General features: G+C 67.5%; 20 protein-coding genes. 15 read left to right on the plus strand and 5 right to left on the minus strand.

Translation table 11 applies throughout. The annotated features are described in order from the left end of the window. Window positions 1–249, minus strand: a 249-nt coding sequence (locus tag ACZYYX_RS21340; protein ID WP_463816628.1) for a hypothetical protein, incomplete at its 3' end; no start/stop codon positions are given. Between ACZYYX_RS21340 and ACZYYX_RS21345 the strand changes: the two genes are divergently transcribed. From ACZYYX_RS21345 to dosR, 4 genes are all read left to right on the plus strand, one after another. Beyond that, window positions 249–524 (plus strand): hypothetical protein, encoded by a 276-nt coding sequence (locus ACZYYX_RS21345; protein ID WP_463816629.1) that lies wholly within the window; start codon window positions 249–251, stop codon window positions 522–524. The two genes, ACZYYX_RS21340 and ACZYYX_RS21345, sit on opposite strands and share 1 nt — an antisense overlap. A 724-nt stretch (window positions 525–1248) precedes the next feature. Next, entirely contained in the window at window positions 1249–2235 is a 987-nt protein-coding gene (locus ACZYYX_RS21350; protein ID WP_463816631.1) for an Acg family FMN-binding oxidoreductase, read from the plus strand. Further along, window positions 2232–3038, plus strand: coding sequence for a universal stress protein (locus tag ACZYYX_RS21355; RefSeq protein WP_463816632.1), 807 nt, complete (start codon window positions 2232–2234; stop codon window positions 3036–3038). Before ACZYYX_RS21350 ends, ACZYYX_RS21355 begins: the two co-directional genes overlap by 4 nt. Before the next feature lie 40 nt (window positions 3039–3078). Then, window positions 3079–3738 (plus strand): hypoxia response regulator transcription factor DosR/DevR, encoded by a 660-nt coding sequence (gene dosR / locus ACZYYX_RS21360; protein ID WP_463816633.1) that lies wholly within the window; start codon window positions 3079–3081, stop codon window positions 3736–3738. 1 nt (window position 3739) lies between these two features. Here dosR and ACZYYX_RS21365 read toward each other — a convergent pair whose 3' ends face one another. Next, window positions 3740–5380 carry a glycoside hydrolase family 13 protein gene (locus ACZYYX_RS21365; RefSeq protein ID WP_463816634.1) on the minus strand — a complete coding sequence of 547 codons (1641 nt, stop codon included), beginning with the start codon at window positions 5378–5380 and terminating at the stop codon, window positions 3740–3742. Window positions 5381–5597: 217 nt separating this feature from the next. Between ACZYYX_RS21365 and ACZYYX_RS21370 the strand changes: the two genes are divergently transcribed. The 11 genes from ACZYYX_RS21370 (at window position 5598) to ACZYYX_RS21420 (ending at window position 17890) form a co-directional block, all read left to right on the plus strand. Next, window positions 5598–6908, plus strand: coding sequence for an extracellular solute-binding protein (locus ACZYYX_RS21370; RefSeq protein WP_463816635.1), 1311 nt, complete (start codon window positions 5598–5600; stop codon window positions 6906–6908). After that, window positions 6905–7837: a carbohydrate ABC transporter permease gene (locus ACZYYX_RS21375; protein ID WP_463816636.1), complete on the plus strand. Its 933-nt coding sequence runs from the start codon at window positions 6905–6907 to the stop codon at window positions 7835–7837. The genes ACZYYX_RS21370 and ACZYYX_RS21375 overlap by 4 nt, the downstream gene beginning before the upstream one ends. Continuing rightward, complete coding sequence (locus ACZYYX_RS21380; RefSeq protein ID WP_463816637.1) at window positions 7834–8661, plus strand: carbohydrate ABC transporter permease; 828 nt, start codon at window positions 7834–7836, stop codon at window positions 8659–8661. The genes ACZYYX_RS21375 and ACZYYX_RS21380 overlap by 4 nt, the downstream gene beginning before the upstream one ends. Window positions 8662–8665: 4 nt before the next feature. Continuing rightward, window positions 8666–9865 (plus strand): ABC transporter ATP-binding protein, encoded by a 1200-nt coding sequence (locus tag ACZYYX_RS21385; RefSeq protein ID WP_463816638.1) that lies wholly within the window; start codon window positions 8666–8668, stop codon window positions 9863–9865. A 20-nt stretch (window positions 9866–9885) separates the two neighbouring features. Beyond that, on the plus strand, window positions 9886–11145 hold the full coding sequence (locus tag ACZYYX_RS21390; RefSeq protein WP_463816639.1) for a DUF4032 domain-containing protein: 1260 nt from the start codon (window positions 9886–9888) through the stop codon (window positions 11143–11145). Between the two features lie 82 nt (window positions 11146–11227). Then, on the plus strand, window positions 11228–11629 hold the full coding sequence (locus ACZYYX_RS21395) for a TOBE domain-containing protein (protein WP_463816640.1): 402 nt from the start codon (window positions 11228–11230) through the stop codon (window positions 11627–11629). A gap of 35 nt (window positions 11630–11664) precedes the next feature. Beyond that, window positions 11665–12372, plus strand: a complete 708-nt coding sequence (modA, locus tag ACZYYX_RS21400) for a molybdate ABC transporter substrate-binding protein (RefSeq protein ID WP_463817169.1) — start codon at window positions 11665–11667, stop codon at window positions 12370–12372. After that, window positions 12369–13193, plus strand: a complete 825-nt coding sequence (locus ACZYYX_RS21405) for an ABC transporter permease (protein ID WP_463816641.1) — start codon at window positions 12369–12371, stop codon at window positions 13191–13193. The genes modA and ACZYYX_RS21405 overlap by 4 nt, the downstream gene beginning before the upstream one ends. After that, a complete protein-coding gene (locus ACZYYX_RS21410; RefSeq protein ID WP_463816642.1) occupies window positions 13190–14305 on the plus strand; it encodes a sulfate/molybdate ABC transporter ATP-binding protein in 1116 nt (371 codons plus the stop codon). Before ACZYYX_RS21405 ends, ACZYYX_RS21410 begins: the two co-directional genes overlap by 4 nt. A gap of 86 nt (window positions 14306–14391) precedes the next feature. Continuing rightward, window positions 14392–16707, plus strand: coding sequence for a putative bifunctional diguanylate cyclase/phosphodiesterase (locus tag ACZYYX_RS21415; RefSeq protein ID WP_463816643.1), 2316 nt, complete (start codon window positions 14392–14394; stop codon window positions 16705–16707). Window positions 16708–17095: 388 nt separating this feature from the next. After that, window positions 17096–17890: a SigB/SigF/SigG family RNA polymerase sigma factor gene (locus tag ACZYYX_RS21420; RefSeq protein WP_463816644.1), complete on the plus strand. Its 795-nt coding sequence runs from the start codon at window positions 17096–17098 to the stop codon at window positions 17888–17890. 91 nt (window positions 17891–17981) lie between these two features. Here the strand turns inward: ACZYYX_RS21420 and ACZYYX_RS21425 are convergent, their stop codons facing one another. The 3 genes from ACZYYX_RS21425 to ACZYYX_RS21435 all read right to left on the minus strand — a co-directional run bounded on the left by ACZYYX_RS21425 (window position 17982) and on the right by ACZYYX_RS21435 (window position 20602). Next, entirely contained in the window at window positions 17982–18347 is a 366-nt protein-coding gene (locus tag ACZYYX_RS21425) for an STAS domain-containing protein (protein ID WP_463816645.1), read from the minus strand. Window positions 18348–18480: 133 nt separating this feature from the next. Continuing rightward, window positions 18481–19377, minus strand: a complete 897-nt coding sequence (locus ACZYYX_RS21430; RefSeq protein ID WP_463816646.1) for a sucrase ferredoxin — start codon at window positions 19375–19377, stop codon at window positions 18481–18483. Window positions 19378–19381: 4 nt separating this feature from the next. Beyond that, window positions 19382–20602 carry a cupin domain-containing protein gene (locus ACZYYX_RS21435; RefSeq protein ID WP_463816647.1) on the minus strand — a complete coding sequence of 407 codons (1221 nt, stop codon included), beginning with the start codon at window positions 20600–20602 and terminating at the stop codon, window positions 19382–19384. Window positions 20603–20660: the final 58 nt, after the last annotated feature.

Raw genomic sequence — 20660 nt, forward strand, 5'->3', positions numbered from 1 at the left:
CCGGAAGAGGCGGAGCACCAGCCCCCACCGGAACACCCACCGGCGCACCCGGCACACCCGGAAGAGGCGGAGCACCAGCCCCCACCGGAACACCCACCGGCGCACCCGGCACACCCGGAAGAGGCGGAGCACCAGCTCCCACCGGAACACCCACGGGTGCACCCGGCACACCCGGAAGCGGTGGCAGGGCCGTACCCGCATCGCCGACGATCGGCGCACCGGGAACGCCCGGCAGAGGCGGGCCCGCATTGACAAGAGGTGTCGCGACGGGCACCCCCGGCACGGGCGGCGCCGGCGGCGTCACGCCCGCGACGGGCGTCACCGCAGCGCTCGGAGGTACCGGCGGAACAGGAGGCGTGCCAGCTCCGCTCGGCACGACCGCCGGCACTCCGGGAGTTCCCGGCGCGGGCGGCGTGACACCGGACGACGACGCGGACACCGACGCCGGCGGTCGCGGCGGTGTCGGCGGCAGGCCTGCCGACGATGAACTGGCGGGCGGAACGACGACGGGCGGCGTGGGCTGACCCGGACCGGCGGTGAACGACGACGCAGCGTTCTGCAGAGCCTGCGGAATGTCGGCTGGCCGACTGGCGATTTGCTGGAGGATGCCCACGCACGGCACACCACCCCGGCCGGGGTCCGCGGCGGCAATCGGTGTCAACATCGGCGCGCTCAAGAACATCCCCGCGCTGCCCATCATGACAACGACGATGCCCTTCTTGGTCCGTGACATGCGCTCCCAGTCCTTCTGCGTCGTGCTGCAATTCCCATCAGTTACTGGGCTTACTGAACCGACAATTTCGAGAATCACCGACGCGACAAATCCGGCGTTACGCAACCGTTGCCAAGGAGAAGCGATCCCGTTGTGATCGCCTCGCGCTGACCTGGGGTTATCCATTTCTGCCATTTCCCGGGACGCCAACCTCCGAAGGCGCTGTGAGTTTTCACCCACCGCTCGACGCCGGCGAACCGGCCGATCCGGCGTCCAGCGAACACCTTTCTCGCAAACCCGCCTGCCATCGTTGCGCCAGTGCACTTTTCGCGCACAGGATCGATCTCGGCGGTCACACACCGCCACGTCGCGCACCGGGGCGGTCCGCCCGGCTGCGTCAGCGAGCGATCAGAGATCGGCGTTCAGGTCGGCGTTGCTGAGGATCACGAGGGCCACGTCACACCGGATAGGGACCATTGACCCTGTCCCGGCGCTCACGCACCGCGCAGTCTGACAGCGGACCAAGTGGAGGTGCGATGACTTCGGCACAGATCGGATACGAGCCGATCGTCGGTGCGTTGCAGGTGGCCTGCCGGGCACCGTCGTTTCACAACACGCAGCCGTGGCGCTGGACACTGACCGGAAGCACCGTCGACCTGTATCTCGACCCGTCCCGCCGAGCCGAGACCGCCGACCGCAGCGGGCGCCAAGCATTGCTGAGCTGTGGCGCCGTACTGGACCACTTCCGGGTCGCCATCGCAGCAGCGGGATGGCATGGTGCGGTCACACGCTTTCCAGATCCGGACAACTCGCACCACCTTGCCCGCATCGCAATCTCCCCGGCAGCCTCGACGAGTTCCGAGATGCGTCGCCGCGCCGACGCGATCATCGCGCGCCGCACGGACCGCCTGGCATTTCTCGAACCTCCCGAAGCCACGGACGACCTGGTAGCGGCATCCGCACACGCCGACGCTGTCCGTCTCGACGTCATTGCCAATGACCGCCGGGCGACGGTGGCGGAGCTCTCACACCTCACCGACGCCGTCCGGCTGTTCGACAGTAGGTATCACTCCGAACTCAATTGGTGGACAGACACTTTCGCCTCCGATGTCGGTATCCCAGCCAGTGCGTTGATCTCCGCGCCCGAGAGCGACCGTGTCGCGGTCGGACGCAACTTTCCCGTCACCAATCAGCCCGAACGGCGCACCCAGATCGGCGAGGACCGCGCACACATTCTTGTCGTGTCCTCCGTCGACGACTCCGCAGATAGCGTATTGCGTTGTGGTGAAGCGCTTTCAGCGCTTCTTCTCGACGCGACGCTGTCGGGACTGGCGACGTGCATCGTGACTCACGTGACCGAAGTCGACGCCGGGCGAGATGTCCTGGCGTCGCTGATCGGTGGTGACGCGATTCCGCAGGCACTGGTCCGCATCGGGCGGGCGCCCGCGCTCGAATCAGCACCGCCGCCGACCCCACGGCGAGATGTGCACGACGTGCTGCACCTGCGCCAGGAGACGCAGTGAATTCCGGGGCCGCCCCAGCAGTGGTGGTGGGCATCGACGGGTCGCCCGCCGCGCTGGATGCCGCCCTGTGGGCCATCGACGAAGCCGAACACCACGGTGTCCCGCTGCACTTGATGTTCGTCATCGAACCCACCGATCCAGATGCGCAGGCGCAGAGAATGGCGTGCGCGCAGGCGGCCGTGAAAGACGTTGCGGGCGCGATCGAATCGACTGGTCGGCAGGTCGGGATCGAGATCAGCATCGTGCACGGGCGTCCGGTGGAAACCCTCTTGCGAGCGTCGCGGTCGGCGCTGATGCTCTGCGTCGGGGCCCGGGGGCTGCGTCATTCGACACGGGGCCGAATCGGCTCCACCGCGGCAGCGCTGTCCGCCGCGGCGCAGTGCCCGGTCGCCGTCGTGCGCTCTCGCCGAGTGCACCGCCGCGAGCGACGCTCCGTTGTCGTCGAGCTCCCCGACCGCTCCGCGGCGGGCCTGCTGCTCGACCGAGCGTTGGAGGAGGCACAACGGCGCAATGCCGCACTGCGGATCCTCGCATCGTCATCCCGCACGGCGGACGTCCAGACGCAATGGGAGCGCCGCCTCGCCGAATCACGGCGCAGATACCCTCAACTCGACATCAGCTCGGTGAGTTGCGACTCTGACGCCCTCGGTTACGTGGCGGCCAACGCCGACGACGTCGCGCTGATGGTGACCAGCCGCACGCGTCGGGGTGGCCTGAGGGAGCTCCTGGGCGCACCCGGCAACGCCGCGCTGCGCGATACCGACTGTTCGATCCTGATCTGCGGTCCGCAGACCGCACTGTGACACGGAGGGCTGACCGCTGAACGATGGCTCCGCGAGCAAGGTGACGGTGTTCCTCGTCGATGACCACGAGGTCGTGCGTCGCGGCCTGATCGAACTTCTGGGCGCCGACGAGGAACTGGACGTCATCGGTGAGGCCGGCTCGGTGTCCGAGGCGTTGGCGCGGGTGCCGGCCACGCAGCCCGATGTCGCCGTGCTGGACGTCCGACTGCCCGACGGCAACGGCATCGAGCTGTGTCGTGATCTGTTGTCCCGCATGCCGAACCTGCGCTGCCTGATGCTGACCTCCTACACCTCCGACGAGGCCATGCTCGACGCGATCCTCGCCGGCGCCAGCGGATACGTCGTCAAGGACATCAAGGGCATGGAGCTCGCCCAGGCCATCAAAGACGTGGGAGCCGGACGATCACTGCTGGACAACCGCGCCGCGGCGGCGTTGATGGCGACGGTCCGCGGCGACGGGCGCGCCAACGATCCCCTCTCGGGACTCACAGAACAGGAACGGGTCCTGCTCGATCTCCTCGGTGAGGGGCTGACCAACCGTCAGATAGCCGCTCGAATGTTCCTGGCCGAGAAGACGATCAAGAACTACGTCTCACGGCTCCTGGCCAAGCTCGGCATGGAGCGGCGCACGCAAGCCGCGGTGTTCATCTCCAAACTCGCGCAGCAGCGTGCCAACCAGGGCGGTGATCCGCCGAGATAGGTCAGCCGGAACGCAGCCATACCGCGGTGTCCGGCGGCAGAACCGTCTGCACACCCGCCGCTGAGGCCAGCACCACCGACCCCGATTCGGGCAGCGTCACCGCGACGTCGCCCGTGTTGACCCAGCACTGCGCGGCCCCACGTTCGAAGGCGACGACGCCGGCGGGCGTGGTCAGCCATTTGAGATCGCCTGCGTCGTGCCACAACTGTGCGCGCAGACCGAGGGCGCGCCGGTACAGGTTCAACGTGGAATCGGCGTCGCGGTCCTGCGCCTCCACACTGTGCTCGGCCCAGTGCCCCGGTTGCGGCAGCCACGTGACTGCGGAGGGATCGGCGGCGAAGCCGTAGGGCACATCAGTCGCCGTCCACGGCAACGGGATTCGACACCCGTCGCGGCCGACGTCGGTGAATCCGGACTGCACCCACGTCGGATCCTGGCGTACCTCGTCCGGGAGGTCTTCGATCTCCTCGAGAGCGAGCTCCTCACCCTGGTAGATGTACGCCGTCCCGGGCAATGCGAGTTGGACCAGTGCCGCCGCACGGGCGCGACGCCGGCCGGTCACGTGGTCGGGGTCCTCGACAGCCCATCGCCCCCGCTCCCAATCCGTCTCGATCAGGTGTCCGGGTTGTGAGCGCGAAAACCGGGTGACGGTGCGGGTGACGTCGTGGTTGGACAGCACCCACGTCGGCGGCGCACCGACCGTGGCGGCCGCGCTGATCGCGTCGTCGACGACGCTCCGCAGCACCTCGGCACGCCACGGGGCCCGCAGGAAGTCGAATTGAAATGCGGTGTGCAGCTCGTCGGGTCGCAGGTATCGGGCCAACCGTTCGTTGCTCGGCACCCACGCCTCGGCGATGAAGATGCGCTCCGGGGTGTAGCGCTGCGCCACTGCCCGCCACGCGCGGTAGATCTCGTGCACGCCGTCCTGGTCCCAGGCCGGGTGCCCCTCGCGCGACTGCACCAGACTTTGTGCCGCATCGTCGGGATCGGCGGTGTCGGGCAGGCCGTCGCCCTTGATCATGCCGTGCGCCACATCGATGCGGAAGCCGTCCACACCCCGGTCGAACCAGAACGCCAGGATGTCTTCGAATTCGGTTCGCACCTCGGGGTTGTCCCAGTTGAGATCCGGTTGACCGGGCGCGAACAGATGGAGGTACCACTGCCCGTCAGGAAGCCGGGTCCACGCCGGCCCACCGAACACGCTCTGCCAGTTGTTCGGCGGCTGAGCACCGTCGGGGCCGCGGCCGGACCGGAAGTGGTAGCGCTCCCGCGCCCCCGGTTCGTCGGCCACCGCCGCCCGGAACCACGCGTGGTGGTCGGAGGTGTGGTTGGGCACGATGTCGAGCAGCACACGGATGCCCTGATCGTGCGCCTCGGCGATCAGTGCCTGAGCCTCGTCCAGGGTGCCGTAAGCCGGTTCGATATTGCGATAGTCGGCGACGTCGTAGCCGGCGTCGGCCATCGGCGACGGGTACCAGGGGTTGATCCAGATCGCGTCGACGCCCAGCTGTGCGAGGTACGGAAGCCGACTCCTCAGACCTGCGACGTCGCCGACCCCGTCGCCGTTACCGTCGGCGAAGCTGCGGATGTAGACCTGATACACGACGGCGGTCTGCCACCACGGGGACTCGGCGCGGGTCACGGCACTCCTTTTCAACACGTGCGAACGTGCGTCCACGGTAGTGAACGCAGGGACGTCACGACAGCTGAAGCACTTTCGCTGCCCACCGCCGACGCATGCCGCGCCGATACGTGACCACAGCGCAGGAGTTCCTGTGAACTGTGACACACTCGTCGCTGTACCGAATGTGCTGGTCGTGGGCCCTCATCGGAACCGCGACGTCATAGACGAGGACGAGATGAAACGAATTCAGTTCGCCCGCGGGCGACGACGTCGGGCGTTAGCGCTGGCAAGCGCGCCTCTGCTCGCCGCCACCTTGTTGTCCGGGTGCGGCAGCGACGGCGGGCCTCCGACGCTGACGTGGTACATCCTCCCCGACAACGGCGGCTCTGCCGCGCGAGCCCAGGAGTGCGAAGCCGCCTCGGGCGGCGCCTATCGGGTGCGCATCGAATCGCTGCCGTCGACGGCGACCGCGCAGCGGGAGCAGATGGTTCGCCGACTCGCCGCCGGGGACACGTCGATCGATCTGGTCAGCATGGACGTGGTGTTCACCGCCGAGTTCGCAAATGCGGGCTTCTTGCGCCCGTACACATCGGAGGAAACCGGGCGCCTGACCGCCGGGATGCTGCCCGCCCCGGTGAAAACCGGGATGTGGGAGGACAAGCTCTACGGCGCACCGTACAAGTCCAACGCGCAGCTGCTCTGGTACCGCAAGTCGGCGGCCGCCGCAGCGGGCGTCGATCCGACGAGCCCCACCTTCACGTGGGACGAGATGATCAAAGCGGCTGTCGGACAACAGAAGAAGGTCGCCGTTCAGGCGCAGCGCTACGAGGGCTACACCGTGCTGATCAACGCGCTGGTGCTCTCCGGCGGCGGCGCCTTGCTCGAAGACGTCGAGGCCGGCCGCAACGCCAAGCCGTCGCTGGCCAGCCCGGCCGGCGAGAAGGCCGCCGAGATCGTCGGCACTCTGGGTCGCTCCCCCGCCGCGCCGTCGGATCTGTCCAACGCGTCGGAGGAACAGGCGCGCACCAACTTCCAGTCCGATCAAGGCATGTTCATGGTCAACTGGCCCTATGTGCTGGCCGCGGCGCGCAGCGGTGTCAAGGACGGGACTCTCGACCAGTCCGTCGTCGACGACATCGGCTGGGCCCGTTATCCGCGGGTGTCCCCCGACCGTCCCAGCGCACCACCTCTCGGTGGTGCCAACCTCGGAATCGGCGCCTACAGCAAGCACCCCGATCAGGCGGTCGCCCTGGTCGAGTGCATCAACGCCGAACCCAAGGCCACCCAGTACATGCTCGACGAGAGCGAGCCCTCGCCATACGCCGCGTCGTATGACGATCCGAAAATCCGCGAGGAGTACGCCAACGCCGACCTGATCCGCGAATCGATCGGCGACGGCGGACCTCGGCCACCGACCCCCTTCTACACCGACATCTCGGGCGCGATTCAGCAGACGTGGCATCCGCCGGCCTCGGTGAACGGCGACACCCCGGAAAGGACAGACCAATTCATGGCTGACGTGCTGGCGGGCAGGCGCCTGCTGTGACGACGCTCCAGGATCCGCCGCTGCAGAAAGAGCCAGGACAACCCTCGGTCAGCGAGCGCGCCAAAGGTGAACGTCGGCTCGGTCTGTATCTGACCCTGCCCTCGTACGTGGTGATGCTGCTGGTCACCGCCTACCCGCTCGGGTACGCGCTGGTGTTGTCGCTGTACAACTTCCGGCTGACCGACCCGGAGGGTCGCAGTTTCGTCGGTTTGCGCAACTACGGGGTGATCCTCACCGACCCGGTGTGGTGGAACGACTTCGTCACCACGCTGGCGATCACCGTCGTCACGGTCGCCATCGAACTGGTGCTCGGCTTCTGGTTCGCCTTCGTCATGCTGCGCATCGTGCGCGGGCGGGGGCCGCTGCGCACCGCGATCCTGATTCCCTACGGCATCGTCACCGTGGTCTCGGCGTTCATCTTCCGCTACGCCTTTGCGACCGACTCCGGGTTCGTCAATCAGTGGCTCGGTCTCAGCGAATTCGACTGGTTCGGCGACCAGTGGTCGGCAATCTTCGTCATCTGCCTGTCCGAGATCTGGAAGACCACGCCGTTCATCTCGCTGCTGCTGCTCGCAGGGCTGGTGCAGGTCCCCGAGGACATGCAGGAGGCCGCCAAGGTCGACGGCGCCACCGCGTGGCAGCGACTGTGGAAGATCACCCTGCCGAACATGAAGGCCGCAATCATGGTGGCCCTGCTGTTCCGCACGCTCGACGCCTGGCGCATCTTCGACAACCCGTACGTGATGACCGCGGGCGCGAACAACACCGAGACCATCTCGTTCCTTGCCTATCGGCAGAACGTCACTCTGGTCAACCTCGGCATGGGGTCTGCGGTTTCGGTGCTGCTGTTCCTGTCCGTGGTGGCGATCGCGTGGATCTTCATCAAGGTGTTCAAAACCGACCTCTCGCAAGTCAGGGGTGACCAGTGACCAAGAGCACCAAGTGGTGGACGATCGGTGGCATCATCATCGTCATCTACAGCTTCGTCCCTCTGCTGTGGATGATCAGCCTCGCATTCAAACCGCCATCGGACATCGTCTCCGGTAAGCCGCAATTCCTGCCGAGCACCTTCACGCTGGACAACTTCGCCCAGATCTTCAGCAATGAACTGTTCACGCGGGCGCTGATCAACTCGATCGGCATTGCGATCATCGCCACGTTCATCTCGGTGATCATCGCGATGTTCGCCGCGTATGCCATTGCGCGACTGGAGTTCCGGGGGAAGAAGCTGCTGCTGTCGCTGGCGCTGGGCATCGCGATGTTCCCGCAGGCCGCGCTGGTGGGTCCGCTCTTCGACATGTGGCGCGGGTTGGGAATCTACGACACCTGGATCGGCCTGATCATCCCCTACCTGACCTTCGCACTGCCGCTGTCGATCTGGACCATGTCGGCGTTCTTCCGTCAGATCCCCTGGGAGATGGAACACGCCGCGCAGGTAGACGGCGCGACGGCGTGGCAGGCGTTCCGCAAGGTGATCATCCCGCTGGCGGCGCCCGGGGTGTTCACCACCGCGATCCTGACGTTCTTCTTCTGCTGGAACGACTTTCTGTTCGCGATCTCGCTGACGTCGACCGACAGTGCCCGCACCGTGCCGGCGGCGCTGGCGTTCTTCCAGGGCGCCTCGTATTTCGAGTCGCCTGTCCCCTACATCATGGCCGCGTCGGTGATCGTGACGATCCCCGTCGTCATCCTCGTTCTCATCTTCCAGCGGCGCATCGTCGCCGGTCTGACTTCCGGAGCAGTGAAGGGATAACCCCATGGCAGCAATCACGATGCGCAATATCGTCAAGAAGTACGGTGACGGCTACCCCGCCGTCAACGACGTCAGTCTCGATGTGGCCGACGGCGAGTTCATGATTCTCGTCGGGCCATCGGGCTGCGGGAAGTCCACGCTGCTGCGGATGATCGTCGGGCTGGAGGACATCAGCTCCGGGGACATGCTGATCGGTGACAACCGGGTCAACGACAAGGCGCCGCGGGACCGAAACCTGGCGATGGTGTTCCAGAACTACGCCCTGTACCCGCATCTGACGGTGTTCGAGAACATCGCGTTCCCGCTCCGCCTGGCGGGCAAGCTCTCCGACGACGAGATCCGCCAGCGCGTCAACGACGCGGCCAAGACACTGGAACTGGGCGAGCACCTGGATCGCAAGCCGGCCAACCTGTCCGGTGGTCAGCGTCAGCGCGTCGCGATGGGCCGGGCGATCGTCCGGGAAGCCGACGCGTTCCTGTTCGACGAGCCGCTGTCGAATCTCGACGCCAAGTTACGCGGTCAGATGCGCACCGAGATCCTGCGGCTGCAACGCAAACTCGGCGTCACGACCGTCTACGTCACCCACGACCAGACCGAGGCCATGACCCTCGGCGACCGGGTGGCCGTGCTCAAAAAGGGTGTGCTGCAGCAGGTCGCCAGCCCGCGCGAGCTCTACGACCAGCCGGTGAACCTCTTCGTCGCCGGCTTCATCGGGTCGCCCCCGATGAACTTCGTGCCCGCACGGGTTCGCGGCGATCAGCTCGAGTTGCCGTTCGTGACCATCCCGCTGCGCGACGAATGGCGCGATGCCGTCTCTGACGGCACGCTCTACCTCGCCGGGATCCGGCCGGGCGCGTTCGAGGACGCCGAGTTCGTCGACGACGACAAGCGTTCGCGCGGAGTGACGTTCGATGTCACCGTCGACATGGTCGAGTGGTTGGGCAACGAGCAGTACGCCTTCGTTCCGTTCGACGCGACGCCGGAGATCAAGCAGCAGCTGGCCGAGTTGGCCCAGGATCTGGACAGCGAGCAGCTGCGAACCCAGCTCTGCGTGGAACTCGACCCGCTGAGCCGGGTTCGCGCCGGAGACAAGGCCACGTTGTGGCTGGACGCCGAGCGGCTGCACCTGTTCGATCCGCAGAGCGGCGAGAATCTCACGCGGACAAGCCAGTCCAGTGGCCGGCACGCGGCGTCCGCCGGCTGAGCCGACGAGCGAATCCGGTCATGGCCGCTCCTGAGCTGCGGCTGCGGGCTCCCTGCCCGGAACTGCTGGTGCTGCCGTGGGAGCGGCCGCTGGCCGAGTGGGCCGCGCCGGAGGTCCCGCTGCGCGATCTGCCGGTGGGGCCCAGCCGCCACCTGGTCCGGTTCGTCGAGTGTGACGGTGAGCTGTGGGCACTCAAGGAGCTGCCCCCACGGATCGCGCGCCGTGAATACGACGTGCTGCGGACGCTGGAAGACATGGGGCTCAACGCCGTTCGGCCCGCCGGGCTGGTCTTTCAGCCCGATTTCGACACCGCGATCCTGCTGACCCGCTACCTCACTGGCTCGTGGCAGTACCGCCGGATGTTCATGCGCCTGCCGCCCGATGCGCCAAAACACCGGGCCCGGCTGTTCGACGCGATGGCCACGCTGTTGGTCGAGCTGCACCGCCACGGCGTGTTCTGGGGTGACTGCTCGCTCGCCAACACGTTGTTCTCGCGCGACGGGCAGGTGCTGCAGGCGTTCCTCGTCGATGCCGAGACCAGCGAGGTCCATCCGACTCTGTCGAACGGCCAGCGCACGCAGGACATCGACATCACCGTCGAGAACGTGGCCGCAGGCCTGCTCGATGTCGCCGCCCGGCTGGATCGGCCGGAGCTGGAGCCAGGCTTCATCGCCGAAGCACTGGCGATCCGCGAACGGTACGAACAACTGTGGGAGTTGCTGCACGCGGCGCCCACATTCGGCTTCGCCGACCGGTACCGGGTGGAGGGCACGATCCGCAAGCTCAACGAGCTCGGCTTCGCGGTCGACGAGGTGTCCCTGCAACCGGTCACCTCGGGCGCCGACGAACTGCGTCTGCACGTCGCCGTCGGTGACCGGCGGTATCACGCCACGCAGCTGCAGCGACTCACCGGCCTGGAGGTCGGCGAGGGGCAGGCCCGCATTCTGCTCGGCGACCTGCACGCCTATCAGGGTCAGTTGTGCCGGGAGGTCGGCCATGACGTCGACGAGCGCACCGCAGGACAACTCTGGGTGATGGAAGTGGCCACGCCCACGATGCATCGGGCGCACGCCGCCGTCGGACGGGCAGGGACGCCGATCCAGGCGTATTGCGATCTGCTCGAGGTGCGCTGGCTGCTGTCCGAGCGCGCCGGCCAGGACGTCGGCACGGAGCGGGCACTCCATGCCCTGGCCCGCAGGGTCGTGCCGTCGGAGTCGGCGGCGCAGCTGGCCGTTGTCGAAACCCCCACCGAGCCGTTCTCCGTGCTCGACGACGATTAGCTCAAGCGGAGGCTCCGCCGCGATCAATCCGCAGATGTGGTTCAATGCTGCCAATCTAACCGCATCTGCGAAAGGCGACTTCATGCCGGCGATCCGGATCAAAGAGGCCGCCACCCTGCTCGGCGTCAGCGACGACACGGTGCGCCGGTGGATCGACAGCGGCGCACTGGCCGCGACGACGGACGACGCCGGGCGCAAGGTGATCTCCGGGGCGGACCTCGCCGACTTCGCCGTTCGGCACTCCGCGCCGCCGCCCGATCCGTTCGGTGTGGCAAGCTCGGCGCGCAACCGCTTCGTCGGGTTGGTGACCAAGGTGACCTCCGACCGGGTGATGAGCGAGGTTCAACTGCAGTGCGGACCCTTCACGGTGGTGTCGCTGATGAGCACGGAATCGGTCACCCAGCTGGGACTCGAGCCGGGAGTCGTCGCCGTCGCCGCGGTGAAGGCCACCACGGTGATCGTCGAGACGGCGGGGCAACGATGAGAGCTGTCCTTTCGGCCGCGCTGATCGTGACGGCGATGGCCGCTGCCGGCTGCTCGTCGCCCGCCGAGAACACGGGCATCACCGTGTTCGCCGCCGCCTCCCTCAAGACGGTGTTCACCGAACTGGGCACGGAGTTCGAGAAGGACCATCCCGGCACCACCGTGACGTTCAGCTTCGCCGGGTCGTCCGATCTGGTGACCCAGCTGACGCAGGGAGCGTCGGCCGACGTGTTCGCCTCTGCCGACACCAACAACATGACCAAGGCCGAGTCCGCGGGGTTGGTGTCCGGCAAGCCCGTGGACTTCGCAGCCAATCAACTGACGATCGTGACGCCGCCCGGAAATCCCTCCCGCATAGGTTCTTTCGCCGATCTCGCCCGCAGCGGAACACAGGTGGTGGTGTGCGCGCCGCAGGTTCCGTGCGGCGCGGCCGCAGAACGGCTGGAGAAGATCACCGGGGTGACGCTGACCCCGGTGAGTGAGGAATCCTCGGTCACCGACGTGCTCGGCAAGGTCACCTCGGGGCAGGCCGACGCAGGGTTGGTGTACACCACCGACGCACGCTCCGCGGGCGCCAAGGTCGACGCGATCGCGTTCCCCGAATCCTCTCAAGCCGTCAACACCTATCCCATCGCCGTCCTCAACAACGCGGAAAACAGCTCGGCAGCTCAACAATTCGTGGATCTTGTCACCGGTGCGCGCGGGCGCGAGGCGTTGGCGGCGGCCGGCTTCGCGGCACCGTGACCCGACGACGGCGGGCCGGAGGCGCGGTTCCCGTCGGACTACCCGGGTGGATCTACCTCCCGGCACTGCTCGGCGCCGCGTTCCTGATCGTTCCGCTTCTGGCAATCGTCGCGCGGGTCGACTGGGCACACTTCATCCCCCTGATCACCTCCGAATCTGCCCGAGCTGCATTGGTTTTGAGTATCAAGACCGCCGCGGCGAGCACGTCCCTGTGTGTGCTGCTGGGGGCGCCGATGGCTCTCGCGCTGGCCCGCAGCCGCCTACCCGGTCGATCGGTGGTACGCGGGCTGATCCTGCTGCCGCTGGTGCTGCCACCGGTGGTCGGCGGACTCGCGCTGCTCTACACCTTCGGCCGGCAGGGTCTGCTGGGTCATCAGCTCGAAGTGCTCGGGCTGCGGGTGGCTTTCTCCACCACCGCGGTGGTGCTCGCACAGACCTTCGTCTCGCTGCCGTTTCTGGTTCTCAGCCTCGAAGGCGCGTTGCGCACCGCGGGGCAGGGATACGAGCAGGTAGCCGCCACACTGGGCGCCAGCCCCACCACAGCGCTGCGCACCGTCACCGTCCCGCTCGTGTGGCCGGGCCTGGTCTCGGGCGCCGTGCTCGCGTTCGCTCGGTCGTTGGGTGAGTTCGGCGCGACCCTGACGTTCGCGGGTTCGCTGCAAGGAGTGACGAGGACGCTTCCGCTGGAGATCTACCTGCAGCGCGAGGCCGATGCCGACGCCGCCGTGGCGCTCTCCCTGCTGCTCATCGCCGTCGCCGCGGTGATCGTGGTGGTCACGGCGGGACGACGGTCGGCGGGGTCGGCGGGGTCTCTGGCATGAGCGCAGTGGACGCCCGCCTGGTACTCACGCAGCGCGGGGTCGACCTCGAGGTCGCGGTCGCCGACGGTGAGGTGATGGCGGTGCTCGGGCCGAACGGGGTGGGCAAATCGACTGTCATGCAGGCCATCGCGGGCCTCGTCCGCCCCGACAGCGGCCACGTAAGGATCGGCGACGACGTCGTCACCGACGTGCAGGCGGGCGTCTTCGTGCCGGCGCACCGGCGAGGGGTCGCACTGCTGGCCCAACGGCCCCTGCTGTTCCCGCATCTGAGTGTGGTCGCCAATGTCGCCTACGCGCCGCGGTGCCGCGGCCTGTCCCGGCGGGCCGCGGCCAGCCGGGCGCGCCACTGGCTCGACGCCGTGGACGCCGGTCACCTGGCCGAGCGCCGGCCCGCTCAGCTGTCCGGTGGGCAGGCTCAACGCATCGCGCTGGCGCGGGCGCTGGCTGCCGAACCGCGAGTCCTGCTGCTCGACGAGCCGTTCGCGGCCCTCGATGTCGGCGCGGCGGCGGCGTTGCGGCGAACGGTGCGCGATCTGCTCCGACAGGAGTCCCGAAGCGCGCTGATCGTCACCCACGACGTCCTCGACGCGCTCGCGATCGCGGACACCGCAGTGGTCATCGAGGGCGGTCGTGTCGTCGAGCGCGGGCCCGTGCGTTCGGTGCTGACCGCTCCGCGCAGCGATTTCGCGGCGAGCATCGCGGGGATGAACCTGGTGTCCGGTGTGGCCGGCCCGGGAACTCTGCGTACCCCGTGGGGCCTCGAGCTCGCGGGTACCGGCGACGTGGAACACGGGGCAGCCGCCGTCGCTCTGTTCTCCCCGGCTGCGGTCGCCGTCCACACCGAACGCCCGCGGGCCAGCCCCCGCAACGTCATACCGACCACCATCGCCGACGTGGTGCTGCGCGGCGACGCGGTGCGCATCCGGGGCGCCGACCTGGCCGACGGCAGCCCCGGGCTGGCCGCCGATGTCACTCCCGCGGCGGTGCTGGATCTGGGTCTCGAGCCCGGTCAGCACGTCTTCTTCGTCATCAAGGCGCAGGAGATCGGCCTCCATCACGCACCGCACCGCACGCCGCGAGCCGCCCCCGATCCACCGGGCGCAGTGCGCTAGCGTCAAAACCCGCGCCCGGCACGTCGACATTTGCTGACAAAGCACGTCGGGCACGAGATAGTTAGCAGTATGGGAGCGTTGTGGACATGGGCCGGTTCCCCCGGCGGGTGATCGCGCTGGTCATCGCGCCGGTGGCGGGGGTTCTCGTCCTCACGGCGCTCCTTGTCATGGGGCAGGTCATGGGGCAGGCCGCGCCGGACGCGCGCATCGCCGACGATCTCATCAACCTGGCGCTGCTGACCTATGCCACCGTGTGCGCGGGATTTGCCGCCCGGTATGCGTCCGGGCGGCTTCGACGGGCGTGGGGCCTGATGGCGGCGGCCCTGTCCGCCTGGACAGTGGGCGACGCGATCTGGTTCGTCTACGAGGTGATCCTGCGCCAGGAGGTGCCCGTCCCCTCGGTCGCCGACGGCTTCTATCTCGTGTTCGCCGGTTTGGCGACCGTCGCGATGACCCAGTTCGTCGCCGAGCCCATCCAGCAGTCACGACTGCGCATCGTGCTCGACAGCGTCACCGTCACTCTGTGTCTGTTTCTCCTGGCGTGGATCCTGGTGCTGAACGACGTCTACGACGCGTACCGCGACGACCGGACCGCCGTCGTCGTGGCGTTCCTCTACCCTGCGGCCGACATCGTGATGCTGACGATTGCCGTGGTGACGCTGATGCGCTCCACCGGCGGTCAACGCGTCTCGATCAGCCTGCTCACCGCAGCCATCACGGTGATGGCGATCGCCGACAGCGCCTACGCCGGTCTGGTGGCCCAGGACCGCTACCAGTCCGGCGATCTGATCGATGCGGCGTGGGCGGGGGCAGCGGCACTGTTCGCCGCGGCGGCGGTGATCAGCAGTGCAGCGCCGACCCCTCGCGCGCCCGGCCTGCCGTCGCCGTCGAAGGCGTCTGTGTGGCTACCCTTCGTGCCCCTGCTGCTGGCCGGAACGATCGGGCCGGCGATCCTCTTGTCCGGCCTCGAGCGGTTTTTGGTGCCGGCCCTGGTCACGGCGGTGTGCATTCGGCAGTCCGTGGCGGCGTGGGAGAACCGTCGGCTGGTGCAGGCCGCCGCGGACCACGCGCTCCAGGACCCGCTGACAGGATTGGCGAATCCGACGATGTTCGGCGAGCGGCTGGCGCACGCGATGATGCTGCGGGCGCGCATCGACCGCTCTGTCGCGGTGCTCGCTCTCGACCTCGACGATTTCCGCCTGATCAACGAGAACCTCGGCCACGATGCCGCCGACAGGTTGCTCGTCGATGTGGGGCAACGGCTGTCTGACACGGTGCGCCCCGGCGACACCGTGGCCCGCATCGCCGGCGACGAGTTCGCGATCCTCCTCGAAGGGCCCTACGACGCGTCGGACGAGGTGGCCCAGAAGGTCAGCGCCGCGTTCGATATTCCGTTCAGTGTGGACGGGCAGGACATCCTGCTGCGGCCCAGCATCGGCGTCACGGTCGCGTCCATGACCGAACCCGATCTGGTGGCCGACACCGTGCAACGGCGCGCGGTCGTCGCCATGCAGGCGGCCAAGCGCGCCCGGTCGCGTGACGTGCACTCGTTCACGGCCGACATGATGGCCGCTGACGGTGACCTGGCAGAACAGTTGGCCGAGCGGCGCAAAGGCACCGGCGGCGCCGCTGAGCTGCAGCTGCTGGGCGAGCTACGCAACGCCATCGACCACAACGGCCTCGGAGTCGTCTACCAACCCAAGATCTCCCTGGTGACCGGCGAGATGGTCGGGGTGGAGGCGCTGCTGCGGTGGCCCCATCCCCGGTTGGGCACTCTGTTGCCCGACGCGTTCATCGGCCTGGTTCGCGAGCGCGGGCTGATCCAGCGAGTGACCCGGATCGTGGTGGACCTCGCCCTCGACGATGCGGCGCGCTGGCACGCCAAGGGGCTGAGTATGCCGGTCGCGGTCAACCTGTTCGCGCCGTGTCTGCGTGAGACCGATCTGCCCGAACTGTTCTGCGAAGCGCTGGACAGCCGCGGGCTGGACACGGATCTGCTGACGGTCGAGATCACCGAAGACGTGGTGCTCAGTGACATGAAGACGGTGACCGCGGTGTTGGGTCGGCTGCGCGCCCGCGGCATCCGCGTGGCGATCGACGACTTCGGCAGCGGTTACTCGTCGCTGTCGTATCTGCGCGACCTCCCGATCGACGAGGTGAAGCTCGACCGTCACTTCGTCGCGCCTGTCACGACCGACACCCGGGCGGCAGCTGTGGTCCGCGCGGTGATCGACTTGACGCACGACTTGGGCATCACCGTCGTCGCCGAGGGAATCGAGGACGAGCAGACCGCTGAGTGGGTGCGGCAACACGCCTGCGACATCGGCCAGGGCTATCTGTTCGGCAGGCCGGCCGGAGCGGCTGACATCGCGGTCAGAGCCACCTCGGGCACGCACGCCTGACGCGCCGGGCCACCCGGAGCAGGTGAGCCCCGACACCGCCATAACGCCCTGAACTGCGGGGCCGGTTTTTCAGCGGACTTTCTCAGACGAATAGGCTTGCGCTTCTCTTTTTGCACCGTATTGTCGTACGTACGTGCTAAACGTGTGATGTCACCGCAGCAAGACCCGCCGGAAGCAAACTGGCACAGCGGTGACGTATTTAACCGCAGTAAGCGCATGTCGAGAATCCGGCGTGACCTATTGGTCCTATGCCAATCGCTTGCCGGCGGTCCGCAAGACCTGACGCCGGTCTCCGACCGTTCCCAATTCGCCTGAAGAAGCCAGCGAGTTGTCCGTACGTCCCCGGATATCGGACGCGTCCCGTCATAAAGGAAAGGCGTGGTTTCTCATGCCTACTCTCGAAAAGCCAATTGCTCCACACCGTAGAACCAATTCCGGCGGTTACGCCGACGTCGCCGACATGTTCCGAGAGCTGGCCCTGCTCGACAAGGGCTCTGCTGTCTACGAGCGCCGCCGCGAGGCGATCATCCAACGCTGCCTGCCGCTGGCCGACCACATCGCCCGCCGATTCCGTGGGCGCGGTGAAACACACGACGATCTGGTCCAGGTGGCCCGTGTCGGCTTGCTCAATGCGGTGAATCGCTTCGACATCGACACAGCTGACGACTTCCTCGCCTTCGCCGTGCCGACGATGATGGGCGAAGTGCGCCGCTACTTCCGCGACCACGGATGGGCGTTGAAAGTCCCGCGCCGACTCAAGGAACTCAACATCCGTCTGAAGAACGCGCGAGCGGAGCTGACTCAGGAGCTCAATCGCGCACCGTCACCCAGCGAGTTGGCGGAGTATCTCGGGCTCGACCGTGAACAGGTCATCGAAGGGCTGATAGCTGCCGACGCATACTCGACCCGCTCGACGGAGCAGGAGATCACCTCAGCAGGTGACGGGCTGACGATGATGGAAACCCTCGGTGGGCCAGACGCCAACCTGGAGAAAGTCGTCGACATCCACACGGTGCGTCCGCTCATCGCGGCGCTGCCGGAACGGGACCGCCTCGTGCTGAAGATGCGGTTCTTCGACAACAAGACGCAATCGCAGATCGCCGACGAGATCGGCGTGTCCCAGATGCACGTGTCGCGACTGCTCGCACGCGCCCTGTCGACCATCCGCGAGAAGGCCAGCTGACAGACCAGTGACCTGCTGCCGCGAACGCGGCAGCAGGTCACTGCTGTTTCACGACAAATTCAGTTGCGTGTCAGGTCGTTTGGCGGTGCTGTCAGCGTTTGACGGCGTCGAACGCGCTCTCGAGAGTGGCGTGCAGCGCGAACAGCTCGGCCAGGCCGATCATCCGCATCGGCCTGCTGGTCGCCGGACCGTCGGCAACCACCACGAATTGCGTTGCGTCGCCGCACCGTTCGTGCGCGTCGACCAGCAGCCCCATCCCGACCGAGGCCAGGAAGTCCACCGCACCGAGGTCGATGATCATCGCCGACGGTTTCTTCTTCAGGGCTGTGTCGATCTGACGGTCGAGCGCACCGATGGTGAGCATGTCGAGGTCACCGACGCAGCGGATGACGACAACCGTGTCGTGCCAGGAATCGGTGACGATGCACGGGGACGACGCGTCTGACGGGTCAGGCATGGACGTAATGGACGACATATCGACTCCCGATCGCTGATCAAAAACGCTGCGTCTCACGGGCTGCTGAGTCTGAACCAAAACGATGGGGCGCGTCATGATCAGTGTATACGCGTTTACAGACTTCCGGTGCACGTCACCGAGAACCGATGGTCCCGATCGATCCGAGCGCGAACGTGCGGACCCGACCGGCGACCGTCGACCGACACATCGAGATGAGCGGCTCGGACATGTGCTCGATCAACACCACCTCGATCGGTCCTGCTGCCCCGTCGAGTACCACTCGGATGGAGGCGTCCTGATGGTCGACCGACAGCGGTGAGAGCGCGTGGATGCGCTCTTCTCCGAAGGTTTCTCGGGCGAAGTACTGTGCGGCCTGCACGGCGTGGGGCAGTGACGTGCGGCCACGAAGAAATCGGTTGTCGAGGGTGCCGGCGAAGTACCTGTCGATGAGACCGGCGGCGTCGGTGGCGTCGATACGGCCATAGCACAGGCCCTCGGGCAGCACCAGCATCGTCGCCGCGAACCGGTCTCCCCCGAGATGCGAACACTCCCAAGTGATCTCTGGATGCCGGGCGGCGATCGCAGCAACCGCACCGCGGCCACGCACGGCGCAGCACTGGTCGTGTCGGCCGTGCGCGCACACGACGACGACGGGCTCGGTGCAGCGCGTCCCGTCACTGCCGTCGAGCGCGATATCCAGGTAGCCGGCCGGGTCTGCCACCTCACCCTGATAGAGCGCCTCCGTACCCTCGTCCGCGAATGCCAGATACCAGCGCCACCGCGGCGGCGTGACACGGCGGCCCGGTCGCCGGATTGCGGCGACGCGCATACCTGCCGCCTCGAAACGCCGGGCCACGGCGCGGCCGAGGTCGGGGTCGATGATCGACGGCGAGTTCAGGAAGGCCGACGGGCCCCAACCCCCGCTGAGCTCCAGCAGGGCCCAGGCGTGGCCGGCACTCGCCGTGCCGTACATGGAGTCTCCGCGCAGCACAGACTGGTCGCTGCAGGGCATGCGTTTGGCTTGAGCCATCGGGTCAGTCGGCGCCGTCAACACGTACTACGGCGACGACGGCCTCGCGCAGAAGTCTGCGCAGCAGCACCGTCCCGTCGTGGGCGTCGAGTCCGGGCAGCGTCTTCGCGTCCAGCACCATTCCGGAGAGCAGAGCTTCCAGCGCCGGTCTACAGAACGCGGGGAACGACATCGTGCGGTCAGGCAGCCGCAGCCGGACCCGCCCGTCGGCCTCGACGGCCGTCGCCCACAGCCCGCGGCGCCACCGCACCCGGGTGGTGTCTGCGGCGCGCAGAGCGTCGAGTGTCGCCAGCGGAGCGACAGCCACCGGCCGGGTCCGATCGGCGTGACGGCGGGCCAACCGGGCCGCGATCGCCTCGCCGAGTTCCTCGGTGCGGTCGCCGGCGGCGGCGGTCAGCGCGGCCAACATCTTGGCGGCCAACGCGGCGGTCTCGGCGGGATCGGCAGGGTCGAGGTCCATCGGAAGCGACGCCCGGAACTCGGCCGTGTCGGCCAGGGTGTCAACCAAGGCCCGCAGCACGTCGACACCCGTCGTCGCGGACACCCCGATCGTCAGGTGAATCGACGTGGCGTCCTCGGAAATGGCGGAATGCAGCCAGCCCCGGGGCAGGTACAGCGCGTCCCCAGCGGTCAGCGTCGTATCGATCACCGCGGCTTCGGTCACGCGCGCGGAGATCGCGCCGCGGTGGTCGGTCCAGGGTTGGCTGGGCAGTGGATCGGGGTGGACGGGCTCGTGGACGATCCAGCGCTTGGCGCCGCTGACCTGCAGCACGAACACATCGTGAACGTCGTAGTGAGCGTCGAAACCGCGATTGCCGGGCGGGGTGATGTACGCGTTGGCCTGAACGGGATGCCCGAGATCGTCGACGGCATCGCGGACGAAGTCGATCAGAGGGGGCCACAGCCGGTGCAGTCCTTGTAACACCAGGGTGGCGCCGGCCGCGAGTTGCCCGAGGACACGGCCGGAGTCCGCCTGGTCGGGCATTTCAGCGCCGAAACCCGCGGCGTCGACGTAGCACTCCCGCCCTAGCAGAGAGCCTTCTTTGGCCATTCGAAGGAACGGCGCGCGTACCCCGCGACTGGTGATCAGCTCGTCGACCGCTGCCGGAGACAGCAGGTCGGTGAAGTCACGGGGTAGCGCGTCGGACCGACTCAGAAGGGGGCGTCGCCCCCAGTACTGCGCCGCGAAGACGTCGGTGTCGACTGCTACGCAGCGAGTCAGCACGCAAACGTCCTAGGCGGTGCCGTCCGCACCGCCGTCATGGCCGCCGGGATTCGAGCCG

The organism is Mycobacterium sp. IDUB_1, from assembly GCF_055419625.1.

Excerpts from the sequence above, each read along its gene's own strand:
- ACZYYX_RS21350 (WP_463816631.1), top strand. The coding sequence starts at position 1,249 with ATGACTTCGGCACAGATCGGATACGAGCCGATCGTCGGTGCGTTGCAG.
- ACZYYX_RS21370 (WP_463816635.1), top strand. The coding sequence starts at position 5,598 with ATGAAACGAATTCAGTTCGCCCGCGGGCGACGACGTCGGGCGTTAGCG.
- ACZYYX_RS21385 (WP_463816638.1), top strand. The coding sequence starts at position 8,666 with ATGGCAGCAATCACGATGCGCAATATCGTCAAGAAGTACGGTGACGGC.
- ACZYYX_RS21390 (WP_463816639.1), top strand. The coding sequence starts at position 9,886 with ATGGCCGCTCCTGAGCTGCGGCTGCGGGCTCCCTGCCCGGAACTGCTG.
- ACZYYX_RS21395 (WP_463816640.1), top strand. The coding sequence starts at position 11,228 with ATGCCGGCGATCCGGATCAAAGAGGCCGCCACCCTGCTCGGCGTCAGC.
- modA (WP_463817169.1), top strand. The coding sequence starts at position 11,665 with ATGGCCGCTGCCGGCTGCTCGTCGCCCGCCGAGAACACGGGCATCACC.
- ACZYYX_RS21410 (WP_463816642.1), top strand. The coding sequence starts at position 13,190 with ATGAGCGCAGTGGACGCCCGCCTGGTACTCACGCAGCGCGGGGTCGAC.
- ACZYYX_RS21415 (WP_463816643.1), top strand. The coding sequence starts at position 14,392 with ATGGGCCGGTTCCCCCGGCGGGTGATCGCGCTGGTCATCGCGCCGGTG.
- ACZYYX_RS21420 (WP_463816644.1), top strand. The coding sequence starts at position 17,096 with ATGCCTACTCTCGAAAAGCCAATTGCTCCACACCGTAGAACCAATTCC.
- ACZYYX_RS21425 (WP_463816645.1), bottom strand. The coding sequence starts at position 18,347 with ATGCCTGACCCGTCAGACGCGTCGTCCCCGTGCATCGTCACCGATTCC.
- ACZYYX_RS21430 (WP_463816646.1), bottom strand. The coding sequence starts at position 19,377 with ATGGCTCAAGCCAAACGCATGCCCTGCAGCGACCAGTCTGTGCTGCGC.